Annotated in this window: 20 protein-coding genes; 16 read left to right on the top strand and 4 right to left on the bottom strand. The window is 62.6% G+C overall.

What is annotated here, in order from left to right; translation table 11 throughout:
* Positions 1-56: 56 nt before the first annotated feature.
* The 5 genes from NKH90_RS19280 (at position 57) to NKH90_RS19300 (ending at position 4,181) form a co-directional block, all read left to right on the top strand.
* Complete coding sequence (locus NKH90_RS19280) at positions 57-851, top strand: thymidylate synthase (RefSeq protein ID WP_023676701.1); 795 nt, start codon at positions 57-59, stop codon at positions 849-851.
* A 286-nt stretch (positions 852-1,137) separates the two neighbouring features.
* On the top strand, positions 1,138-1,929 hold the full coding sequence (modA, locus tag NKH90_RS19285) for a molybdate ABC transporter substrate-binding protein (RefSeq protein WP_352471611.1): 792 nt from the start codon (positions 1,138-1,140) through the stop codon (positions 1,927-1,929).
* A gap of 15 nt (positions 1,930-1,944) precedes the next feature.
* Positions 1,945-2,649, top strand: coding sequence for a molybdate ABC transporter permease subunit (gene modB, locus NKH90_RS19290; protein WP_352614324.1), 705 nt, complete (start codon positions 1,945-1,947; stop codon positions 2,647-2,649).
* A complete protein-coding gene (gene modC / locus NKH90_RS19295; protein WP_352820439.1) occupies positions 2,646-3,758 on the top strand; it encodes a molybdenum ABC transporter ATP-binding protein in 1,113 nt (370 codons plus the stop codon). Before modB ends, modC begins: the two co-directional genes overlap by 4 nt.
* 81 nt (positions 3,759-3,839) lie before the next feature.
* A complete protein-coding gene (locus NKH90_RS19300; RefSeq protein ID WP_023676697.1) occupies positions 3,840-4,181 on the top strand; it encodes a winged helix-turn-helix domain-containing protein in 342 nt (113 codons plus the stop codon).
* A gap of 33 nt (positions 4,182-4,214) precedes the next feature.
* Here the strand turns inward: NKH90_RS19300 and cobF are convergent, their stop codons facing one another.
* Positions 4,215-4,988, bottom strand: a complete 774-nt coding sequence (gene cobF / locus NKH90_RS19305; protein WP_352820440.1) for a precorrin-6A synthase (deacetylating) — start codon at positions 4,986-4,988, stop codon at positions 4,215-4,217.
* A gap of 141 nt (positions 4,989-5,129) precedes the next feature.
* On the opposite strand from cobF, the gene NKH90_RS19310 reads away from it, so the two are divergent.
* The 5 genes from NKH90_RS19310 to NKH90_RS19330 all read left to right on the top strand — a co-directional run bounded on the left by NKH90_RS19310 (position 5,130) and on the right by NKH90_RS19330 (position 10,539).
* Positions 5,130-6,140 (top strand): DUF4424 domain-containing protein, encoded by a 1,011-nt coding sequence (locus NKH90_RS19310; protein ID WP_352681743.1) that lies wholly within the window; start codon positions 5,130-5,132, stop codon positions 6,138-6,140.
* Entirely contained in the window at positions 6,140-6,658 is a 519-nt protein-coding gene (locus tag NKH90_RS19315; RefSeq protein ID WP_352681742.1) for a dihydrofolate reductase, read from the top strand. Before NKH90_RS19310 ends, NKH90_RS19315 begins: the two co-directional genes overlap by 1 nt.
* Positions 6,659-6,819: 161 nt before the next feature.
* On the top strand, positions 6,820-7,914 hold the full coding sequence (gene hflK, locus NKH90_RS19320; protein WP_352471619.1) for an FtsH protease activity modulator HflK: 1,095 nt from the start codon (positions 6,820-6,822) through the stop codon (positions 7,912-7,914).
* Positions 7,914-8,876 (top strand): protease modulator HflC, encoded by a 963-nt coding sequence (gene hflC, locus NKH90_RS19325; protein ID WP_352471620.1) that lies wholly within the window; start codon positions 7,914-7,916, stop codon positions 8,874-8,876. The genes hflK and hflC overlap by 1 nt, the downstream gene beginning before the upstream one ends.
* 145 nt (positions 8,877-9,021) lie before the next feature.
* Positions 9,022-10,539, top strand: a complete 1,518-nt coding sequence (locus NKH90_RS19330) for a DegQ family serine endoprotease (protein ID WP_352539566.1) — start codon at positions 9,022-9,024, stop codon at positions 10,537-10,539.
* Between the two features lie 46 nt (positions 10,540-10,585).
* On the opposite strand, the gene NKH90_RS19335 is transcribed toward NKH90_RS19330, so the two are convergent.
* Together NKH90_RS19335 and serB are read right to left on the bottom strand one after the other, a co-directional pair.
* A complete protein-coding gene (locus NKH90_RS19335) occupies positions 10,586-11,158 on the bottom strand; it encodes a GNAT family N-acetyltransferase (RefSeq protein WP_352820443.1) in 573 nt (190 codons plus the stop codon).
* Complete coding sequence (gene serB, locus NKH90_RS19340; RefSeq protein ID WP_352820445.1) at positions 11,155-12,042, bottom strand: phosphoserine phosphatase SerB; 888 nt, start codon at positions 12,040-12,042, stop codon at positions 11,155-11,157. Before serB ends, NKH90_RS19335 begins: the two co-directional genes overlap by 4 nt.
* Between serB and miaA the strand changes: the two genes are divergently transcribed.
* The 3 genes from miaA to NKH90_RS19355 all read left to right on the top strand — a co-directional run bounded on the left by miaA (position 12,032) and on the right by NKH90_RS19355 (position 14,417).
* Positions 12,032-13,000, top strand: coding sequence for a tRNA (adenosine(37)-N6)-dimethylallyltransferase MiaA (miaA, locus tag NKH90_RS19345; protein WP_352820466.1), 969 nt, complete (start codon positions 12,032-12,034; stop codon positions 12,998-13,000). The genes serB and miaA overlap by 11 nt on opposite strands.
* 104 nt (positions 13,001-13,104) lie before the next feature.
* Positions 13,105-13,899 (top strand): GGDEF domain-containing protein, encoded by a 795-nt coding sequence (locus NKH90_RS19350; protein WP_352501016.1) that lies wholly within the window; start codon positions 13,105-13,107, stop codon positions 13,897-13,899.
* 131 nt (positions 13,900-14,030) lie between these two features.
* Positions 14,031-14,417, top strand: a complete 387-nt coding sequence (locus tag NKH90_RS19355; RefSeq protein ID WP_352539569.1) for an ester cyclase — start codon at positions 14,031-14,033, stop codon at positions 14,415-14,417.
* A 36-nt stretch (positions 14,418-14,453) separates the two neighbouring features.
* On the opposite strand, the gene NKH90_RS19360 is transcribed toward NKH90_RS19355, so the two are convergent.
* Entirely contained in the window at positions 14,454-16,280 is a 1,827-nt protein-coding gene (locus tag NKH90_RS19360; protein WP_352820447.1) for an ATP-binding protein, read from the bottom strand.
* 151 nt (positions 16,281-16,431) lie between these two features.
* On the opposite strand from NKH90_RS19360, the gene NKH90_RS19365 reads away from it, so the two are divergent.
* Genes NKH90_RS19365 through NKH90_RS19375 form a run of 3 tightly spaced genes read left to right on the top strand, consistent with a single transcriptional unit; the run spans position 16,432 to position 17,861 of the window.
* Positions 16,432-16,998, top strand: coding sequence for a helix-turn-helix domain-containing protein (locus NKH90_RS19365; protein WP_352768935.1), 567 nt, complete (start codon positions 16,432-16,434; stop codon positions 16,996-16,998).
* Between the two features lies 1 nt (position 16,999).
* On the top strand, positions 17,000-17,311 hold the full coding sequence (locus tag NKH90_RS19370; protein ID WP_352471626.1) for a hypothetical protein: 312 nt from the start codon (positions 17,000-17,002) through the stop codon (positions 17,309-17,311).
* A gap of 22 nt (positions 17,312-17,333) precedes the next feature.
* Entirely contained in the window at positions 17,334-17,861 is a 528-nt protein-coding gene (locus NKH90_RS19375) for a GNAT family N-acetyltransferase (RefSeq protein WP_352471627.1), read from the top strand.
* Positions 17,862-18,027: the final 166 nt, after the last annotated feature.

Here is an 18,027-nt window from a genome sequence, read left to right on the forward strand (position 1 = left end):
TTCGGCCGACGGTCATTCGGCTATGATGGCTGACAACCCGAATCGGACCGGAGCCGATGCGCCAGTATCTCGACCTTCTGAAGCATGTGCTGGAAAACGGCGCTGATCGCGGCGACCGCACGGGCACCGGAACGCGCTCGGTATTCGGCTACCAGATGCGCTTCGACCTGGCCCGCGGCTTTCCGGTCACCACCACCAAGAAGCTGCACCTGAAGTCGATCATCCACGAACTTTTGTGGTTCCTGGCCGGCGACACCAACATCAAATATCTCAACGATCACGGCGTCTCGATCTGGGATGAGTGGGCCGACGAGAACGGCGATCTCGGCCCGGTCTATGGCAAACAATGGCGGTCGTGGCCGGACGGCCATGGCGGCGCCATCGACCAGATTGCGAATCTTCTGAAGGAGATACGCAAAAATCCTAATTCGCGGCGGCTGATCGTTTCGGCGTGGAACCCGGCCGAGGTGGAGGCCATGGCCTTGCCGCCCTGCCACTGCCTGTTCCAGTTCTATGTTTCGGAAGGCAAGCTTTCCTGCCAGCTCTACCAGCGTTCGGGCGATATCTTTCTCGGTGTGCCGTTCAACATCGCTTCCTATGCGTTGCTGACGCTGATGGTGGCGCAGGTGACCGGATTGAAACCCGGCGATTTCATCCACACGCTCGGCGACGCGCATCTTTACTCGAACCATTTCGAGCAGGCGCGCGAACAATTGCGGCGCACGCCCAAGGCGTTGCCGACGCTGTGGATCAATCCCGAGGTGAAGGATCTCTTTGCCTTCCGCTTCGAGGATTTCCGGCTCGAGAACTATTTCGCCGACGCGACGATCAAGGCACCGATCGCGGTCTAGCACCATAGCTGACTGTGCATGTCGACATTGCCTACTGCGGCTACGCCCTCGGGCGTTGTCAGCATCCATCTTTATTGGCCGACGTCGACTTGACGCTCAATCCCTGGTCGCTGATTTTCATGTGAATATTTCCGTCGGCCTCGGTGCCGCTGTATCCAACGAAGATTATCGCAGGCCGGGAAAACCTCAGCTCAGAATGCCGTAGGCGGTAAAGAGCCTTTCCTTGTTATGTTCACATGGATATATCGATGGACGGCTTCGGGCGTTCCGAGACGAGGAGAGTTTCATGCTGGCGCGCAAAGGTTCGACGACGATTGCCATCGCGGGTCTCGCCGCCATCCTGATGGCCGCGGTGCCGGCGGCCCATGCCGATGACAAGGTGGTCGTGTTTGCCGCGGCGAGCCTGAAGGATGGGCTCGATGCCGTCAACAAGGCCTGCGAGGCCGATGTCGGCGAGGCGGCGACCATTTCCTACGCGGCGAGCTCGGCGCTGGCGAGGCAGATTGAAAGCGGCGCGCCAGCAGACCTGTTCATCTCGGCCGATCTCGACTGGATGAAATATCTTGCCGACAGGAAGCTGACCAAGCCCGAAACCCAAGTGAAACTGCTCGGTAACCAGATCGTGCTGGTTGCGCCGCGGGATTCCAAGGTTGAAACCAGGATCGAAAAGGGTTTCGATCTTGCCAAGCTCGTCGGTGACGGCAAACTTGCCATGGGCGATGTCAAAGCTGTGCCGGCAGGCAAATACGGCAAGGCAGCCCTCGAATCGCTCGGTGCCTGGTCTTCGGTCGAAGGCAAGGTGGCGCAGGCCGAGAATGTCCGCGCCGCCCTAAAGCTGGTGTCGACCGGCGAGGCAGCACTCGGCATCGTCTACGCCACGGATGCGCATGCGGAGCCTGGCGTGAAGGTGGTCGGCACTTTCCCCGCGGGTACCCATCCGCCGATCATCTATCCAGTCGCCCAGCTTGCGGATTCGAAGAGCAGGGATACGCCGGCATTCCTGAAATGCCTGCAATCCGCCAAGGCTGGCGAACTCTTCAAGGCGCAAGGTTTTACAATCCTCGCGCCGAGCAACTGACGTACGGCACCGCACATGAACTGGCTGCTGGATCTCGCTCCCGACGAATGGAATGCGGTCCGGCTGTCGATCAAGGTGGCGACCGTGGCGATGATTGCCAGCCTGCCGCCAGGCGTCCTGATCGCTCTTGTGCTTGCCCGCGGCCAGTTCTGGGGCAAGACGCTGCTCAATGGTCTGGTGCATCTGCCGCTGATCGTGCCGCCGGTGGTGACCGGCTATTTGCTGCTGTTGACTTTCGGCAAGCGTGGTCCGGCCGGCGCTTTCCTGGCCGAACATTTCGGGATCGTTTTTTCCTTCCGCTGGACTGGCGCCGCGCTCGCCTGCGGCGTGATGGGCTTTCCGCTGATGGTGCGGGCCATCCGGCTGTCGATCGAGGCCGTCGACCGCAAAATCGAGGCGGCCGCCGGCACGCTCGGCGCCAATCCGCTATGGGTATTCGGCACGATCACGCTGCCGCTGATCCTGCCCGGGCTGATCGCCGGTGCGATCCTCTCCTTCGCCAAGGCGATGGGCGAATTCGGCGCGACGATCACCTTTGTCTCCAACATCCCGAACGAGACGCAGACGCTACCGTCGGCGATCTACACTTTCACGCAGGTTCCCGGCGGCGACGCCGGCGCGCTCAGGCTGACGCTGATCTCGATCGTCATCTCGATGGCGGCACTTGTTGCCTCGGAAGTGCTGGCGCGGCGCGTCGGCCGGCGGATGGACATCGAATGACGGTTCAGGTCGACATCAGCCACCGGCTTGGCGATTTCACCGTCAATGCCCGCTTCGAAAGCGCCGGGCGGCTGACTGCGCTGTTCGGGCCTTCCGGCTCCGGAAAGACGACGCTGATCAATTTGATTGCCGGGCTGATCCGCCCCGACAAAGGTCGCATCGCGGCCGAGGGCCGCGTGCTGGTTGATAGCGATGCCGGTCTGTTCGTGCCGAAGCACAAACGGCGGATCGGCATGGTGTTCCAGGATGCGCGGCTGTTTCCGCATATGAGCGTGGCGAGCAATCTGCGCTATGGCCGCTGGTTCACGCCGGCTGCCGAGCGTTACGCCGATATCAATGGCGTGGTCGAACTGCTCGGGATCGGCCATTTGCTCGATCGGCGGCCGGCAAAACTCTCCGGTGGCGAGAAGCAGCGCGTGGCAATCGGCAGGGCGCTGCTTGCCAGTCCGAAATTGCTGCTGATGGACGAGCCGCTGGCGTCGCTCGACGAGGCGCGCAAGGCCGAGATCTTGCCTTACATCGAGCGGCTGCGCGACGAGACGAAAATTCCGATCGTCTATGTCAGCCACTCGATCGCCGAAGTGGCGCGGCTGGCGAGCGACGTCGTGGTGCTGATGCAAGGAAAGGTCGCCGCTTCCGGTCCGACCGGAGCGATCATGCAGCGTCTGGATCTATTGCCGGCCGAAGAGCGCGGCGAGGGCGGTGCCGTGCTGGATACCGCGGTTCTGCGCCACGACGAAGCCTTCGGCATGACGGTGCTAGGCTCATTGGCGGGCGAGATCCGGGTGCCGCTTCTGGCAACGCCAGTCGGTGCGCCGGTGCGCGTCCGCATCCGTGCCCGCGACGTGATGATCGCCACCGAGCAGCCGGTTGGCCTCAGCGCGCTCAACATATTGCCGGGCACGATCGTGGCGATAGAGCCGGGCGAAGGGCCTACCGTCGAGATCGGCCTCGACTGCAATGGCGCAACCGTGCTTGCCCGCATCACAGAACAGTCGCGGCAGACACTGGGGCTTCGGCTTGGTCGACAGGCCTTCGCCGTGGTCAAGACGGTCAGCTTCGACCGGGCGAATACCGGCGCCGGCCTGCCCGCCGAGGCGGATGAGTGAACGGCCGATGATTCGCTATATCGTTTTGGAATAGCGGTATCGCCGCGGAACTTGTAGAATAGCGTGACCGCGGAGGAGCAAATGCCGTCGCTGAGTTTGCGGATAAATCTCGATCCAGATGGCCGCATCGGACCGGGCAAGATCGAGCTTCTGGAACAGATCGCCGCCTTCGGCTCGATTTCGGCCGCGGCACGCGGCATGGAGATGTCCTACAAGCACGCCTGGGATCTGGTCGAAGACATGAACCGCGTGTTCGGCAAGCCGCTGGTTGCGGCACAGACGGGCGGCAAAAAAGGCGGTGGCGCCCAGTTGACGTCGGTCGGGCTTGCTGTGGTCAGCCGCTTCCGCGCGATCGAGCGGGCTGCGTCTTCAGCAGCGGCGGCGCATATGGAGGCGCTGCAGGCCGAGATCGACGCAGCGTGACGCCGGCGGAATTCATGCCGCGTGTGATCCCTGTTACTTCTTAGGCTCGCCCGGCTTGCGCAGCAGATAGGTGTCCATGATCCAGCCTTTTTTCCGGCGGGCCTGCTCACGGGTGGTCACGATCTTGTCGCCGACGTCGCCAATCCGGCCCGAGATGACGATCTCGTCAGGCGTCCCGAGATAGGCGCCCCAGTGAACGGTGACGTCGTTGTCGTCCAGCGTGTTGAAGGCGCATTTGCCGTCCAGCATGACGATGGTGCTGCCGGCGTTTTCGGGCAGACCTTCCTCGGCGAGCCGGCGGCCGGTGGTGATCAAAATGGCGTCGCCGATCCGGTTCAATGCCATTTTGTGGCTGGCTGCGAGTGCCTGGATGGCGGTGATGCCAGGGACGACCTCCAGCTCGAACGCTACATTGCCTCTGAGGCGCACGCGCTCAAGGATGCGCAGCGCACTGTCGTAGAGCGACGGATCGCCCCAGATCAGGAAGGCGCCGCAGCCATCTTCAGGGAGTTCGTCGCGGATCAGGCCTTCGTAGATCGCGGCGATCGCCTCGTGCCAGTCGTCGACGGTCGAGCGGTAGGAAGGCGCCGGCTCGGCGCGCACCGGCACGTCGAATTCGACACGGCGCGAGTCCGGATTAATGACGAAGCGGTCGCAGATCTGGCGGCGCAATTCGGCGAGATCGTTCTTCTTGGCGCCCTTGTCGGGAATGAACAGCACGTCGGCCCGATTGAGACCGTTAATGGCCTGGACCGTCATGTGCTCCGGATTGCCGGCGCCGATGCCGATGACGAGAAGCTTGCGCATGGGCGAACTCCTGCCCGATCGGGACCGGCGTGTCTAGACCGACACGACATGCCGGCAGGCGCTGGCGCATTTGCCGAAAGGCTTTGAAACGCCACATTGAACAGCTAGAGTCATGTTGGCATTCTCGCCGGGGGAGTTTCCATGTTCCGTTACGTCCTGACCGCAGCCTTGGCGCTCTCGGCTACGCCTGCGCTCGCCAATGATTCGGTCGCCGAACTCGGCACCGGTGGGCTGATTCTTTCGCGCAGCGATGCGGTGGCGATGGAAAGCGAGGATCTCTACATCTCGCCGGAAAAAGTGATGGTCGATTACGTCTTCCGCAACAATACCGACAAGGATGTCGATGCGATCGTCGCCTTTCCGATGCCCGACATCGAAGGCGACCCCGAAGAAATACCAGCGATTCCGGAGGCGCAGAGCGACAATTTCCTCGGCTTCGAAGTGACGATCGACGGGGAGCCGGCAAAGCCGCAGCTCGAGCAGAAGGTGTTCGCGCTCGGCATCGACATCGGCGCTGACCTGAAGGCGCAGGGCGTGCCGTTCTATCCGTTCGGCGATGCGGCCAAGGCAGCGCTGGCAAAGCTGCCGCAAGCGGTCGCCGACGACTGGGTCAACCGCGGCATCATCATCGAGGACACTGCTGACGACGGTTCGGGCATGAAGACCGTCTATACGCCGTTCTGGCAATTGCGCTCGACCTATTGGTGGCGCTCGACGTTTCCGGCCAACAAGGCGGTCCATGTCTCGCATCGCTACAAGCCGAGCGTCGGCGGCACCTCCTCGGTCAGCTTCTTCTATGACGGCCAGTTCCAGGGTCAGTATGCCGCCTACAAGACACGCTACTGCATGGACGATGCCTTCGAGAATGCCGTGCGCAAGGCAGCCAAGGACGATCCCGACGGCTATCCCAAATATTTCGAGAACCGCATCGCCTATATCCTGACCACGGGCGGCAACTGGGCGTCGGGAAACATCGGCAGTTTCAAGCTGACCGTCGACAAGGGCGATGCGAAGAACCTGGTCTCGTTTTGCGGCGAAAACGTCAGGAAGATCGGACCGACGACGTTCGAGATGAAGGCGCAGAACTTCTACCCCGAGCACGACATCGACATATTGCTGCTGAAGCCATCGGATGGCGGAAACGGCGGCTGATGAACCTCGCGATTTATGTCGCCATCGCCGAGAACGGCGTGATCGGGCGCGAGGGTGGGTTGCCGTGGCGGCTGTCCACCGATCTCAAGCGGTTCAAAGCCGATACGATGGGCAAGCCCATCATCATGGGCCGCAAGACCTATGAAGGCATCGGCCGCCCATTGCCGGGCAGGCTCAACATCGTGGTGACACGAGACAAGGCATGGCGCGCCGAGGGCGTCGAAGTCGCGCACTCGATCGAGGACGCAATCGCGCTGGCGACGGTGCGCGGGCGCTGCATGGCCGGCGCCGACGAGATCTGCGTCATCGGCGGCGGCGAAATCTACGCTCAGGCGCTGCCGTTGGCCGATCGGCTGCACGTGACCCATGTTCTGGCCGCGGTCGACGGCGATGCCCATTTCCCGCCGATCGATCCGGCGCTGTGGCGGATCGTCCGCTCGCAGGAGGTGGAGGCTGGCGAAAAGGACAGCCATGCGACACGCTATTCGGTTTACGAGCGGCGCCGCGACGTGCATTGAAGGCGACAAAGGGGTCGCGACAGGTCTAGATGGACCCAAAGGCGGACAGTGGCGGCAGCCGATCGCGTTGAAAGCGTGCCGTCGCATCCCTATAGAAGAATAATATTGGATTTTGCGCCGGTGAGCCGGCGCTTGAGGGAATTCCAAGCGAAAGGACATTCATGCCCTGGAACGACAAGAGCGGCGGCGGCGGCCCGTGGGGCGGCGGCAACAATCAGGGGCCTTGGGGTCAGGGACCAAAAGGACCCAGCGGCCCGCAGGGCTCGCCTCCCGATCTCGAGGATATTATCCGGCGCGGGCAGGACCGGTTGCGGCGCGCGCTGCCGGGCGGCGGTGGCGCGAGCCCTGCCGTGTTCGGGCTGATTGCCGCGGCGCTGGTGGTGCTATGGGCGTTCAAGGCAGTGTACACCGTCCAGCCAGATGAAGTTGCGGTGGAGCTCAGGTTCGGCAAGCCGAAGGCGGAGCTGTCGCAGCCGGGCCTGCATTTCCATTGGTGGCCCATCGAAACGGTCGAGACCGCTAACATCGCCGAGCAGCTTGTCAGCATCGGCGGCGGCAGCACCAGCGGCGATGGCCTGATGCTTTCCGGCGACCAGAACATCGTCAACGTGCAATTCTCGGTGGCCTATCAGGTTTCCGACCCGAAGGCCTATCTGTTCGACGTGTCCGACCCGGGCGGCATGCTGCAGCAGGTCGCCGAAAGCGCGATGCGCGAAGCGGTCGGCCGGCGCCCGGCGCAGGACATTTTCCGCGACGACCGGCAAGGCATTGCGGCGTCGGTGCGTGAGATCATCCAGACGACGCTGGACGGCTACAAGGCCGGCCTCAACGTCAACGCAATTTCCATCGAGGACGCCGCGCCGCCGCGCGAGGTGGCAGACGCGTTCGACGAGGTGCAGCGGGCCGAACAGGACGAGGACAAGTTCGTCGAGCAGGCCAATCAGTATTCCAATCAGAAGCTCGGCCAGGCGCGCGGTGCGGCCGCACAGATCCGCGAAGACGCGGCCGCCTACAAGAACCGGGTCGTGCAGGAGGCCGAAGGCGAGGCGCAGCGCTTCATCTCGGTCTATGACGAATATGCAAAGGCGCCGGAAGTGACGCGCAAGCGGCTCTACCTGGAGACGATGGAGAGGGTGCTGAAGGATTCGAGCAAGGTCATCGTCGAGCAAGGCAACGGGCAAGGGGTGGTTCCCTACCTGCCGCTGCCGGCATTGCAGCAGAAGGCGCCGGCACCGGCCACCGGAGGAAACCAGTGATGGCCAACCGTCTTCCCGTCATTGCGGTCATCGCCGCGGTCATCCTGTTCCTGCTCTATTCGTCGGTCTTCGTCGTCAATGCGCGCCAGCAGGCGCTGGTGCTCAGGTTCGGCGAAATCGTCGACGTCAAGAACCAGCCGGGCATCTATTTCAAGGCGCCATTCTCCTTCTTCGATGCCGACACCGTCCAGCTGATCGAAAACAGGGTCCTGCGCTTCGACCTCGACAACATCCGTGTCCAGGTTTCGGGCGGCAAATTCTATGAGGTCGATGCCTTTATCGCCTATCGTATCTCGGACCCGCGTGTGTTCCGCGCCGCGGTTTCCGGTCAGATCGAACTGGCCGAGGCCCGGCTGAGGACGCGTCTCGACGCTGCCTTGCGCCGCGTCTACGGCCTGCGCGACTTCGAGGCGGCACTCTCGGAAGAGCGCGCCGTGATGATGCGCGAGGTGCGCGATCAGCTGAGGCCTGATGCCACCTCGCTTGGCCTGCAGATCGAGGATGTCCGCATCCGCCGCACCGATCTCACGGCCGAAGTCTCGCAGCAGACCTTCGACCGCATGAAGGCCGAACGTCTCGCCGAAGCCGAGCGGCTGAGGGCGCGCGGCAACGAGGCAGCGCAGCGGATCAGGGCTCGCGCCGACCGCGAAGTGGTCGAAATCGTCGCCGAAGCGCAGAAAGAGTCTGAAATCCTGCGCGGTGAAGGTGAAGCCCAGCGCAGCGCGACGTTTGCCGGGGCCTATCAGCGCGATCCGGCCTTCTTCGATTTCTACCGGTCGATGAATGCCTATGGCACGGCGCTGAACAGCGCAGGAACGACGATGGTGCTGTCGCCGAATTCCGAGTTCTTCCGCTTCTTCCGCGACCCGGACAGCAAGGAAACGCCTGCGGCACCGGCGGCACCACCGCCAGCACCTGCCGCTCCCGCGCCACCGGCGGCTCAGCCAAGCACCGGCCAGTAGGGCCGGTGCAGGGATAGCCGGCGTAACAGAGGATTTATTCTCTGGCGGTAGCCATAGCCGCAAACGTGCCTTATTTCTTGCCAACATGACGCGACGCGGCGTTTTTTGCCGAAGCGCTTTTTTCAGAACACCCGGAGGCCTTTCGATGACATCCACCACCCTTCTGCGTGCAGCGAGGCGGACGTTCATCGCCGGGGCCGCTGCGCTTCTGGTCGGCGCCATTGCCGTTCCGTCGTTCGTGGCGCCGACGATGGCAGCCGACGGGCCGCCCTCGGTTGCCGATCTCGCCGCCGGCCTGCTTGGCGCCGTGGTCAACATCTCGACGTCGCAGACTGTTAAAGGCACTGAGGGGCCGGGCGCAGTGCCGATGCCGCAGCTGCCGGAGGGCTCGCCCTTCCAGGACTTCTTCGACGATTTCTTCAAGAACCGTGGCGGCGACAAGGGCGGCGGCGGGCAAAAGGTGCAGTCGCTGGGCTCCGGCTTCGTGGTCGACGCCGAGCAGGGCATCGTGGTGACCAACAACCACGTCATTGCCGATGCCGACGACATCGAGGTGAATTTCTCCGATGGGGTGACGCTCAAGGCGACGCTGGTCGGCACCGACACCAAGACCGATGTCGCGGTGCTGAAGGTCGATCCGAAAGGGCACAAGCTGACGGCGGTGAAGTTCGGCGATTCCAACACGATGCGTGTCGGCGACTGGGTGATGGCGATCGGCAATCCGTTCGGTCTCGGCGGCACGGTGACGGTCGGCATCGTCTCGGCACGCAATCGCGACATCAATTCCGGCCCGTATGACGACTTCATCCAGACCGATGCCGCGATCAACCGCGGCAATTCCGGCGGACCGCTGTTCAACAGCAGCGGCGAGGTCATCGGCATCAACACGGCAATCATCTCGCCATCGGGCGGCTCGATCGGCATCGGCTTCTCGATCCCGTCGCAGCTTGCCTCGGGCGTCGTCGACCAGCTTCGCCAGTTCGGCGAGACGCGGCGCGGCTGGCTCGGCGTGCGCATCCAGCCGGTGACCGACGACATTGCCGAAAGCCTGGGCATGGCGACCGCCAAGGGCGCGTTGGTCGCCGGCGTTATCAAGGGCGGGCCGGTCGACAACGGCACCATCCAGGCCGGCGACGTCATCATCAAGTTCGACGGCAAGGACATCCATGAAATGCGCGACCTGCCACGCGTCGTGGCGGAGAGCCCGGTCGGCAAGGCGGTCGACGTGATCATCGTGCGCAAAGGGGTCGAGCAGACCGTCAAGGTGACGCTCGGCCGGCTCGAGGACGGCGAAAAGCTTGCCAGCGGCGGTGAAAACGGCAACGCCGACCAGGACGATGCCGACAAGGCGCCTGCGGTTTCGACGGCTGCCGTGCTCGGCATGACGATCGGCGAGCTCAATGAGGAGACGCGCACGAAATTCGGCATCGCCGCCGACGTCTCCGGAGTCGTCGTGACCGACGTCTCCAAGGATTCGGCGGCTGCCGAACGCGGCATCCAGCCGGGCGAGGTGATCACCGAGATCGCGCAGGAATCGGTCGCCACGCCCAAGGATGTCATGGACCGGATCGGCGCGCTGAAGGAGCAGGGGCGCAAGAACGCGCTTTTGATGCTGGCGTCGAAGACCGGCGAGCTGCGGTTCGTTACGATCCGGATGGATTGAGTCCGGAAGAGCCTGCAACGCTCTGATGTTAAAAGGAAAAGGGCGGCTAGCGGGCCGCTTTTTTTCTTGCCTGCCAGTCTGTGCGTGACAGCCTGTAGAAGACATGTCGCCTGAGTGCGGTGTGGCTGTCCGGAACACCGGGACGGTCGAAATCGGAGGCGGGGTCGGCGATCATGCCCAGGCGCTCCATGACGCCAGTGGACCGGCTGTTATCCTTGACTGCGAAGGACACGATTTCGTCGAGGCCAAGTCTTTCAAAGCCATAGGTGAGCCAGGCTTCGGCTGCTTCGGTGACATAGCCGCGGCCCCAGAATTCGGGTGCCAGCCGCCAGCCGATCTCGATCGTGCCGCGCGGCAGGAATGGCAAATGATCGGTTCCGGTTATGCCGACGAAGCCGATGCATTCACCTGTGGCTGCGATCTCAGCGGCCGCGAAGCCGAAGCCGTCGCGATCGATAGCCGCGCGCAACTCCTCCATCTTGGCGTCAGCCTGGGCGCGGTCGCGGCGAAACGGAAAGAATTCCATGACCAACTCGTCGGAATTGATGCGATGGAAGAGCTCGCGGTCACGATCTCCCCAGTTGCGCAGGATCAGGCGCTCGGTGCGGATCGGCGTCATTCGACAAATTCCTTCCGGCGATAACCCTGCAGATAAAGCAAGGCGGTGAGGTCGCCGTGGTCGATACGGATCTTTGCCTCGGCTGCCACGGCCGGCTTGGCATGCAAGGCGACGCCGATCCCGGCAAGACGGATCATGTCGAGATCGTTGGCGCCGTCACCGACGGCAATGGCATCGGCAGGCGTCAGGCCGAGGCCGGCGGAAATCTCGATAAGGGCTTCGGCCTTGGCGGCGCGGCCGAGGATCGGTTCGGCGACCAGGCCGGTGAAGCGGCGATCCTGCTCGATCAGGCGGTTGGCGCGATTTTCGTGAAAGCCGAGCAATGCTGCGATGCGGGTGGTGAAGATGTCGAAACCACCGGAGATCAGGGCCGTCCAGGCGCCATTGGCCGCCATTGTCTGGACGAGCGTGCGGCCGCCGGAGGCTAGCGTCAGGCGATTGTCGATGATGCGGTCGATGATTGCGGCATCGAGACCCTTGAGCAGCGCCACGCGCTCGCGCAAGGCCGGCTCGAATGCGATCTCGCCGTTCATCGATCGCGCCGTGATGGCGGCGACGCGATCCTTGACGCCGATCTCGTCGGCAAGCTCGTCGATGCATTCCTGGTCGATCATCGTCGAATCCATGTCGGCGATCAGGATCTTCTTGCGCCTGTTCTCGGCCGGCTGGACGGCCACGTCGATCGGTTCGGAAGCCAGCGCGGCACGCAGGCGCGCCGTTATTTCGGAAGCGTCGGCGGTCTCCGGCAAGTCGAGCTCGCAGGCGATGCCTTCGGCCAGCCAGCGAACAGCGCTTGCGCCGACCGACCGCGAGGCCATATTCGCTAGCGTCGGCGTCAATGCGCGGCCGGCGGGATGGGATAGAAGCGTGGCGATCAGCGGCATCGAAAATTCCAGCGGACGGGCGGGCGGCGGCCGCCTGAAGAACGCGATCCTGATAGCCGGGCCGACCGCCAGCGGCAAGTCGGCGCTCGCACTCGACCTCGCCGAGCGCAATGGCGGTGTCATCGTCAACACCGATTCCATGCAAGGCTATTCGGTGCTCGACGTGCTGACGGCGCGGCCTGGTCCCGCCGAACTCGCCCGCGTCCCCCACTTTCTTTATGGACACGTCGATCCGTCCACCGCCTATTCAACCGGCGCCTGGTTGCGTGATGTCATAAAGCTGATCGACGACGGCACGCTTTCGGAGCGGCCAGTGATTTTCGTCGGCGGAACCGGGCTTTATTTCCGGGCGCTCACGGAAGGTATCTCGGAGATGCCCGACATTCCGAAGTCGATCCGCGACCGCTGGCGCTACGAGCTCCAGGAACAGGGCGCAGTGAGATTGCACCGCATCCTGTTGCGCGAGGATTCTGCGGCCGGCATGATGCTGAAGCCGACGGATGGCCAGCGCATCGTGCGGGCGCTGGAGGTGCTCGACGCGTCGGGCCGTTCCATCCTGGACTGGCAGGCCGCGCGTGGCCGGCCGTTGATCGACGGGAGCAGCGCGCGTTTTTTCGTCATCGAGCCGGAGCGAGCGGCTCTGGTGGAGCGGATCGATGCCCGCTTCGACCGCATGCTGGATGAGGGGGCACTGGACGAGGTGAAACAGCTTTCAGCGCTCGGCCTCGATCCCGACCTGCCGGCGATGAAAGCAATCGGTGTTCGCGAGCTTCAGGCCGCGCTGGCCGGCGCCTTCAGTTTTCCCGAGGCCATCGAGCGCGCGAAAATCGCGACGCGGCAATATGCCAAACGGCAGGCGACCTGGTTCAGGCACCAATTGGGCCCGGAATGGCAGAGATTGCGTCCTGATGGGGGGATCGACTCGATGCTCTCACTCCCTCCTTCGAGCGCAACCTGAAAAGTCGACACCGAGGGGACATTTCGCGTTGAAGTTGTCCAGGTTAACTGTCCGTAAGTTCCCGCATGCCATAAGATCGCTACGAACTTTCCAACGGGGAGCAGATGCGTTTCCACAAGGCGGAATCAGCCTTTTTCGTCTTTATTTTTGTGATCCTGGCCGCCGGCCTGGTGACGCTTTACGCCTATGGGCTCCTGCAAACCCTGGCCGCCGACATTAGCAATACGCCTTCAAAACTCGATGAAATCGTCTATCTCAACAAGCTGCTGTTTGCGACGGGCGTGCTGTTGGCGACTGCGCTGTTCTTCGGCATTTTCTTCATCTACCCGCTGATCCGAAAGCAGGCGACGGAAGAAGGCAAGCTGCGCGCCATGACCGTTTCGCTCAGCGCGCGTTCGGAGACGCTGGAGCATGCGGCGCTCACCGACAGCCTCACCGGCATGCAGAACCGGCGTTATTTCGACGATGCGCTGAAGGAATATCTCGAAGAGTTCCGCCGCATCGAGAAACCAGTAGGGCTGATGATCCTCGACCTCGACCATTTCAAGCAGGTCAACGACAGCCACGGCCACGATGTCGGCGACGAGGTGTTGCGGGCGGTCGCCAACTGTCTCAAGGACATGACACGCTATCACGACGTGGTGGCGCGCCTGGGCGGCGAGGAGTTCGCGGTGGTCACGCCCAATATGGACGCCGAGCTGCTATCCAAATTCGCCGAGCGCATCCGCAAGGCGATCGCCAACATGTCGGTGCTGACGGGCAATGTCCGACTGAAAATCACCACCAGCGTCGGGCTTGCCGTCTGGGATCGCAAGGAAACCGCCGAGGAGTTCTATCGCCGCGCCGATCGCCAGCTCTATGAGGCGAAGAGGCAAGGGCGCAACCGCGTCTGTGCCTGAATTCCGTCATTGAATTCGTGATTCCGGCCGTCTGGTATCGTTTTCTTCGTTTCCGGTGCACGCAGACCGACATCACCCCGTCAAGCTGAGATGCTGCCTTTGCGGGGCTTGCCGGAAATAGAGGTGTTGCCGTGACTAAATCCGATCTCTCCGGTCTTTACCGAGGCTATATTGCATGCCTGAACAAGCAGGATTGGCCAAATCTGGGGAGGTTTGTTCATGATGAAGTGACCCACAACGGTCGCAAGCTCGGATTGTCCGGCTATCTCGAAATGTTGGTGAGAGACTTCGACGAAATTCCGGACCTTTATTTCAACATTCAGCTATTGGTTGCCGATCCGCCTTATGTAGCGAGCCGGCTAAGCTTCGACTGCGCGCCAAGGGGAACGTTCCTTGGGCTCGATGTAAGCGGGAAGAGAATTTCGTTTGCCGAGAACGTATTTTATGAGCTTCAGAGAGGGAAAATTCGCCAGGTGTGGTCAGTTATAGACAAGACAGCCATCGAAACTCAGCTTTGATATCTGCGAGCGCTGCCTAAAAGTCGCTCGGCTCAATCATTCTGGGGGACGCAGGCCGAAGGTCGCCGGCTTGAGGCCGTAGCGCAAGTCGAAATCGTCGTTTCGCTGGGTGCGTGCGGCCGACGGCTTGCGATAGTCCGAATCGCCGGCCTGCCGGCCCGGATCGACGACTTCCGCGAAAGGCATTGCCTGTTGTGATTTCGGCACGTTGCGCAGCCGTTCGACGATTGCCACGAGGTCGACCTCGTCGCCGGTTTCGGACGGCAAGGCATTCTCGCGTCTGGCGGTGCCGGGGATCAAATCCTCGGAGAGCTTTTCGAACTTCATCCGCATCGTCGTCGCCACGCCTTCCCCGAAGGCGATAGCCTCGCGCTGGCCCATGGAAGACAGGAACGCGAGCGTCGAAGCCGAGGAATCGGCGATCGCCGAGCGGATGATCGCCTGGTCCTGCTCGTTGGCGAGCCGCATGGCAAAGAACGTCGAGCACTGCGACAGGATGGTCGGGTCGAGTTCGCCCGGGCGCTGGGTGACGACGCCGAGATAACAGCCATATTTGCGGCCTTCCTTGGCGATGCGCGACAGCGCGTGCCGCGTCGGCGCGAAACCGAGGCGCGGATCGGCCGGCATATAGCGATGCGCTTCCTCGCACAGGAAGAGCAGCCGCAGGCGGCCTTCGCTCCACAACGCCAGGTCGAAGGCCAGCCGCGCCAGGACCGAGCAAACGGAATTGACCACCTCGGACGGCATGCCGGCCATTTCGAAGCAGGTCACCGGGCGGCCGTGATGCGGCACGCGGAAGATGTTGCCGATCGTCTCGTGGATGGTGTCCTCGATCAGGCGCGAGTTGAACATGAAACGGTAGCGCGGATCGGATGCCGCCGATTCGATACGTGTCTTCAGTGACCTGAGGGTCGGGCGATCGTTCTTGCTTTCCAGCAGCCCCATGCGCTCGTCGACCAGCTTGATGAGGTCGGCAATGCGATAGGGCACCGGCGCGTCTGCGGTCAGCGCATCGGTGCTGCGCCGTAGATAGTTGCCGGAGTTCGGATTGCGGTAGAGGTTCTTGGCCGCGGGGATGAGATCGCGCAAGGCGTCGACCTCTTCCGGGACCGTCTCGCGGCCGCGAAACAGCACCTCGGCAAATTCCTCTAGCTTGAACATCCAGAAGGGCAGGTCGAGCGTCGTCGAATCGACCCTGACGCAATATTCGGGCAACGACGCGGCGAACTCGTTGTGTGGATCGAGGATGAGCACGCGCAGGTCGGGCCGGGCGGCGATCGACTTGCGCAAGAGCAGCGACACGGCGGTCGATTTGCCGACCCCGGTGGTGCCGACAATGGCGAAATGCCGCGCCAGCGTATCGTCGATGGCGATATTGGCGTCGATCGCCTCGTCCTGCGACAGCGTGCCGATGGTGATCGAATGACGACCTGCGAGATCGTAGACGGCCTGCAGGTCGCGGCTGCGGATACGATGGGCAATGGCGCCGATATGCGGGTAGGTTGTGATGCCACGGTCGAAGATCGGCTTCGCGCCGGGTTCGGCCCCGTCGCGCACCTCGCCGATCAATTCGATGCTGACCTCGATCGGATTCTGGCCCTCGCTGCTCCACGCACGATCCGACTTGCCGATTTCATAGACCAGGCCGACGGTTCGTGATGTACCGAGATTGATCGAGATCATCTTGCCGACGCTCCACAGGCCGGTGACCGTGCCTTCGATATCGTCGGCATAGGCGCTGATGGTGGCGCGCGCGCCGTCGCATTGTACGACATTGCCCAGAATGCGCTTGTCGTTCTGCTCCGCCCTGCGGCGCTCCAGCAAAGTCGGTTCCCCAATGGAGGCTTCGCGTTCAACGAGCATGGATACGCCGGTCCCCTTTTCCCAAGCGATGAGCCTAGGCGAACGGGGTTAAGGTGGGATGAGGCCGGATGGTTTAGCGGACATTAAGGAGTTTGCGAAAACTGGATGAAACGGCCGTTGCTCTGTAGAAGAATTTCGATATATTGGATTAATGGATGATATAGCGAACGACATCTCCTCGACCATCGGCAGAAGAATACATACCGAAAGAGTGGCTCGAGGCTGGTCCTTGGCAGAACTGGCGGAGCGGTCCGATGTTTCGAAAGCCATGCTGAGCACGGTAGAACGCGGCATGACCAGCCCGACGGCGGCACTCCTTGTGCGTATTGCGGCCGCCTTCGGCATGACGCTGTCCACATTGATCGCAAGGGCGGAATTGCAGGGCGGTGGCCTGCTTCGCGAACGTGACCAGCCGCTCTGGCGCGATCCGGCTACGGGATATGTGCGGCGGCATCTTTCGCCGGTTTCGGACATGCCCCTCGAACTGATCCGGATCCAGTTGCCGGCCGGCGCCAAGGTAAGTTTCCCGGCGGCGTCTTATGCCTTCATCAGGCAACAGATATGGCTGATCTCCGGGCGGCTGGAATTCACAGAGGGAGACATCGTTCACCGGCTCGAACCGGGCGACTGCCTGGCGCTCGGCGCGCCATCCGATTGCGTCTTTCACGCTCCGGGGCCGGACGCCGCCGACTATCTGGTTGCGTTGGCCAGGAGCTGAGGTGAAGGCGCGCCGTCCAAAACGCTGCGACAATGGCGGTCCGCCGCTCGACGACTATGACGGTCCGCCCTGGGGCAAGGGCGACCCCTATGTGTTTCTTGCCTGGCAGACCGCCCATGCCCAGGCATGGAAAGTGCCGAGCCGCGAGATCATGCTGATGCGGCTGCACAAGGCCGAGCGGCTGGGCCTGACCTATGAGGAATACACGCTCGAACTGCTGGAACGCGGGCGACATCTGCAAGAGGAAGACGCCGATCGCATCGCGGAAATCCGGCGGGCCAGGAAGCGGAAGCGGACCAGTCGTTTCGACTGACGGACGGCGACAGGGGAACGACATGAGTTCGATCGAAATCAGGCCACTCAGCAATGCTGACGGAACGCAAAAAATGCTGACGGAACTGCTGATCGGGACAGTCGCTGCCGGCGGCTCGGTCAGCTTCATGCATCCGTTGGTGCCGGAGATGGCCGCGGCCTTCTGGAACAAGTCGCTTCAGGCGGCCGCCAGAGGCGAAAGGGCGGTGCTTGGGGCCTGGAACGGCGAGGCTCTGGTCGGCACCATCACCTTGCTGCTCGACTGCCCTCCCAACCAGCCGCACCGGGCCGAGATCGCCAAGCTGATGATCCGCCTCGATTACCGCGGCAAGGGCATCGCAACCCGCCTGATGGAGGCGGCGGAAGCCGTTGCTGTGGAGAAAGGCCGCACGCTGTTGGTCCTCGACACGGCAAAAGAGGAGGGGGCTTCCGGGCTCTATGAAAAGCTCGGCTTCACGCTGGCCGGCGAAATACCGGATTATGCGCTGAAGCCGCATGGCGGGCTCACAGGCACCCTCATCTACTGGAAACGCGTCGGCCGGACACGCTGATGGCGACAACGATGCACCTTTGCAACACCCGTCAGACCATCGCGGGCGTGGAAAGAATAGCTCTTGCGTCAAATTGGCGGCGAGCTTAGAGAAGCCGCCCATTCTGATCCGTCGTCCTGAAAGGAGACCTGTCAATGACCCGGCGATCCAGATCGACACATTCCGT

Source organism: Mesorhizobium sp. M0898 (assembly GCF_040319695.1).
Taxonomy (GTDB): Bacteria; Pseudomonadota; Alphaproteobacteria; order Rhizobiales; family Rhizobiaceae; genus Mesorhizobium.

Excerpts from the sequence above, each read along its gene's own strand:
- modA (WP_352471611.1), top strand. The coding sequence starts at position 1,138 with ATGCTGGCGCGCAAAGGTTCGACGACGATTGCCATCGCGGGTCTCGCC.
- serB (WP_352820445.1), bottom strand. The coding sequence starts at position 12,042 with ATGCCGCTGATCGCCACGCTTCTATCCCATCCCGCCGGCCGCGCATTG.
- NKH90_RS19375 (WP_352471627.1), top strand. The coding sequence starts at position 17,334 with ATGAGTTCGATCGAAATCAGGCCACTCAGCAATGCTGACGGAACGCAA.
- cobF (WP_352820440.1), bottom strand. The coding sequence starts at position 4,988 with ATGCGCAAGCTTCTCGTCATCGGCATCGGCGCCGGCAATCCGGAGCAC.
- NKH90_RS19330 (WP_352539566.1), top strand. The coding sequence starts at position 9,022 with ATGACATCCACCACCCTTCTGCGTGCAGCGAGGCGGACGTTCATCGCC.
- NKH90_RS19300 (WP_023676697.1), top strand. The coding sequence starts at position 3,840 with ATGCCGTCGCTGAGTTTGCGGATAAATCTCGATCCAGATGGCCGCATC.
- NKH90_RS19335 (WP_352820443.1), bottom strand. The coding sequence starts at position 11,158 with ATGACGCCGATCCGCACCGAGCGCCTGATCCTGCGCAACTGGGGAGAT.
- NKH90_RS19350 (WP_352501016.1), top strand. The coding sequence starts at position 13,105 with ATGCGTTTCCACAAGGCGGAATCAGCCTTTTTCGTCTTTATTTTTGTG.
- NKH90_RS19315 (WP_352681742.1), top strand. The coding sequence starts at position 6,140 with ATGAACCTCGCGATTTATGTCGCCATCGCCGAGAACGGCGTGATCGGG.
- NKH90_RS19280 (WP_023676701.1), top strand. The coding sequence starts at position 57 with ATGCGCCAGTATCTCGACCTTCTGAAGCATGTGCTGGAAAACGGCGCT.
- modB (WP_352614324.1), top strand. The coding sequence starts at position 1,945 with ATGAACTGGCTGCTGGATCTCGCTCCCGACGAATGGAATGCGGTCCGG.
- NKH90_RS19310 (WP_352681743.1), top strand. The coding sequence starts at position 5,130 with ATGTTCCGTTACGTCCTGACCGCAGCCTTGGCGCTCTCGGCTACGCCT.
- hflC (WP_352471620.1), top strand. The coding sequence starts at position 7,914 with ATGGCCAACCGTCTTCCCGTCATTGCGGTCATCGCCGCGGTCATCCTG.
- NKH90_RS19365 (WP_352768935.1), top strand. The coding sequence starts at position 16,432 with ATGGATGATATAGCGAACGACATCTCCTCGACCATCGGCAGAAGAATA.
- hflK (WP_352471619.1), top strand. The coding sequence starts at position 6,820 with ATGCCCTGGAACGACAAGAGCGGCGGCGGCGGCCCGTGGGGCGGCGGC.
- modC (WP_352820439.1), top strand. The coding sequence starts at position 2,646 with ATGACGGTTCAGGTCGACATCAGCCACCGGCTTGGCGATTTCACCGTC.
- NKH90_RS19360 (WP_352820447.1), bottom strand. The coding sequence starts at position 16,280 with ATGCTCGTTGAACGCGAAGCCTCCATTGGGGAACCGACTTTGCTGGAG.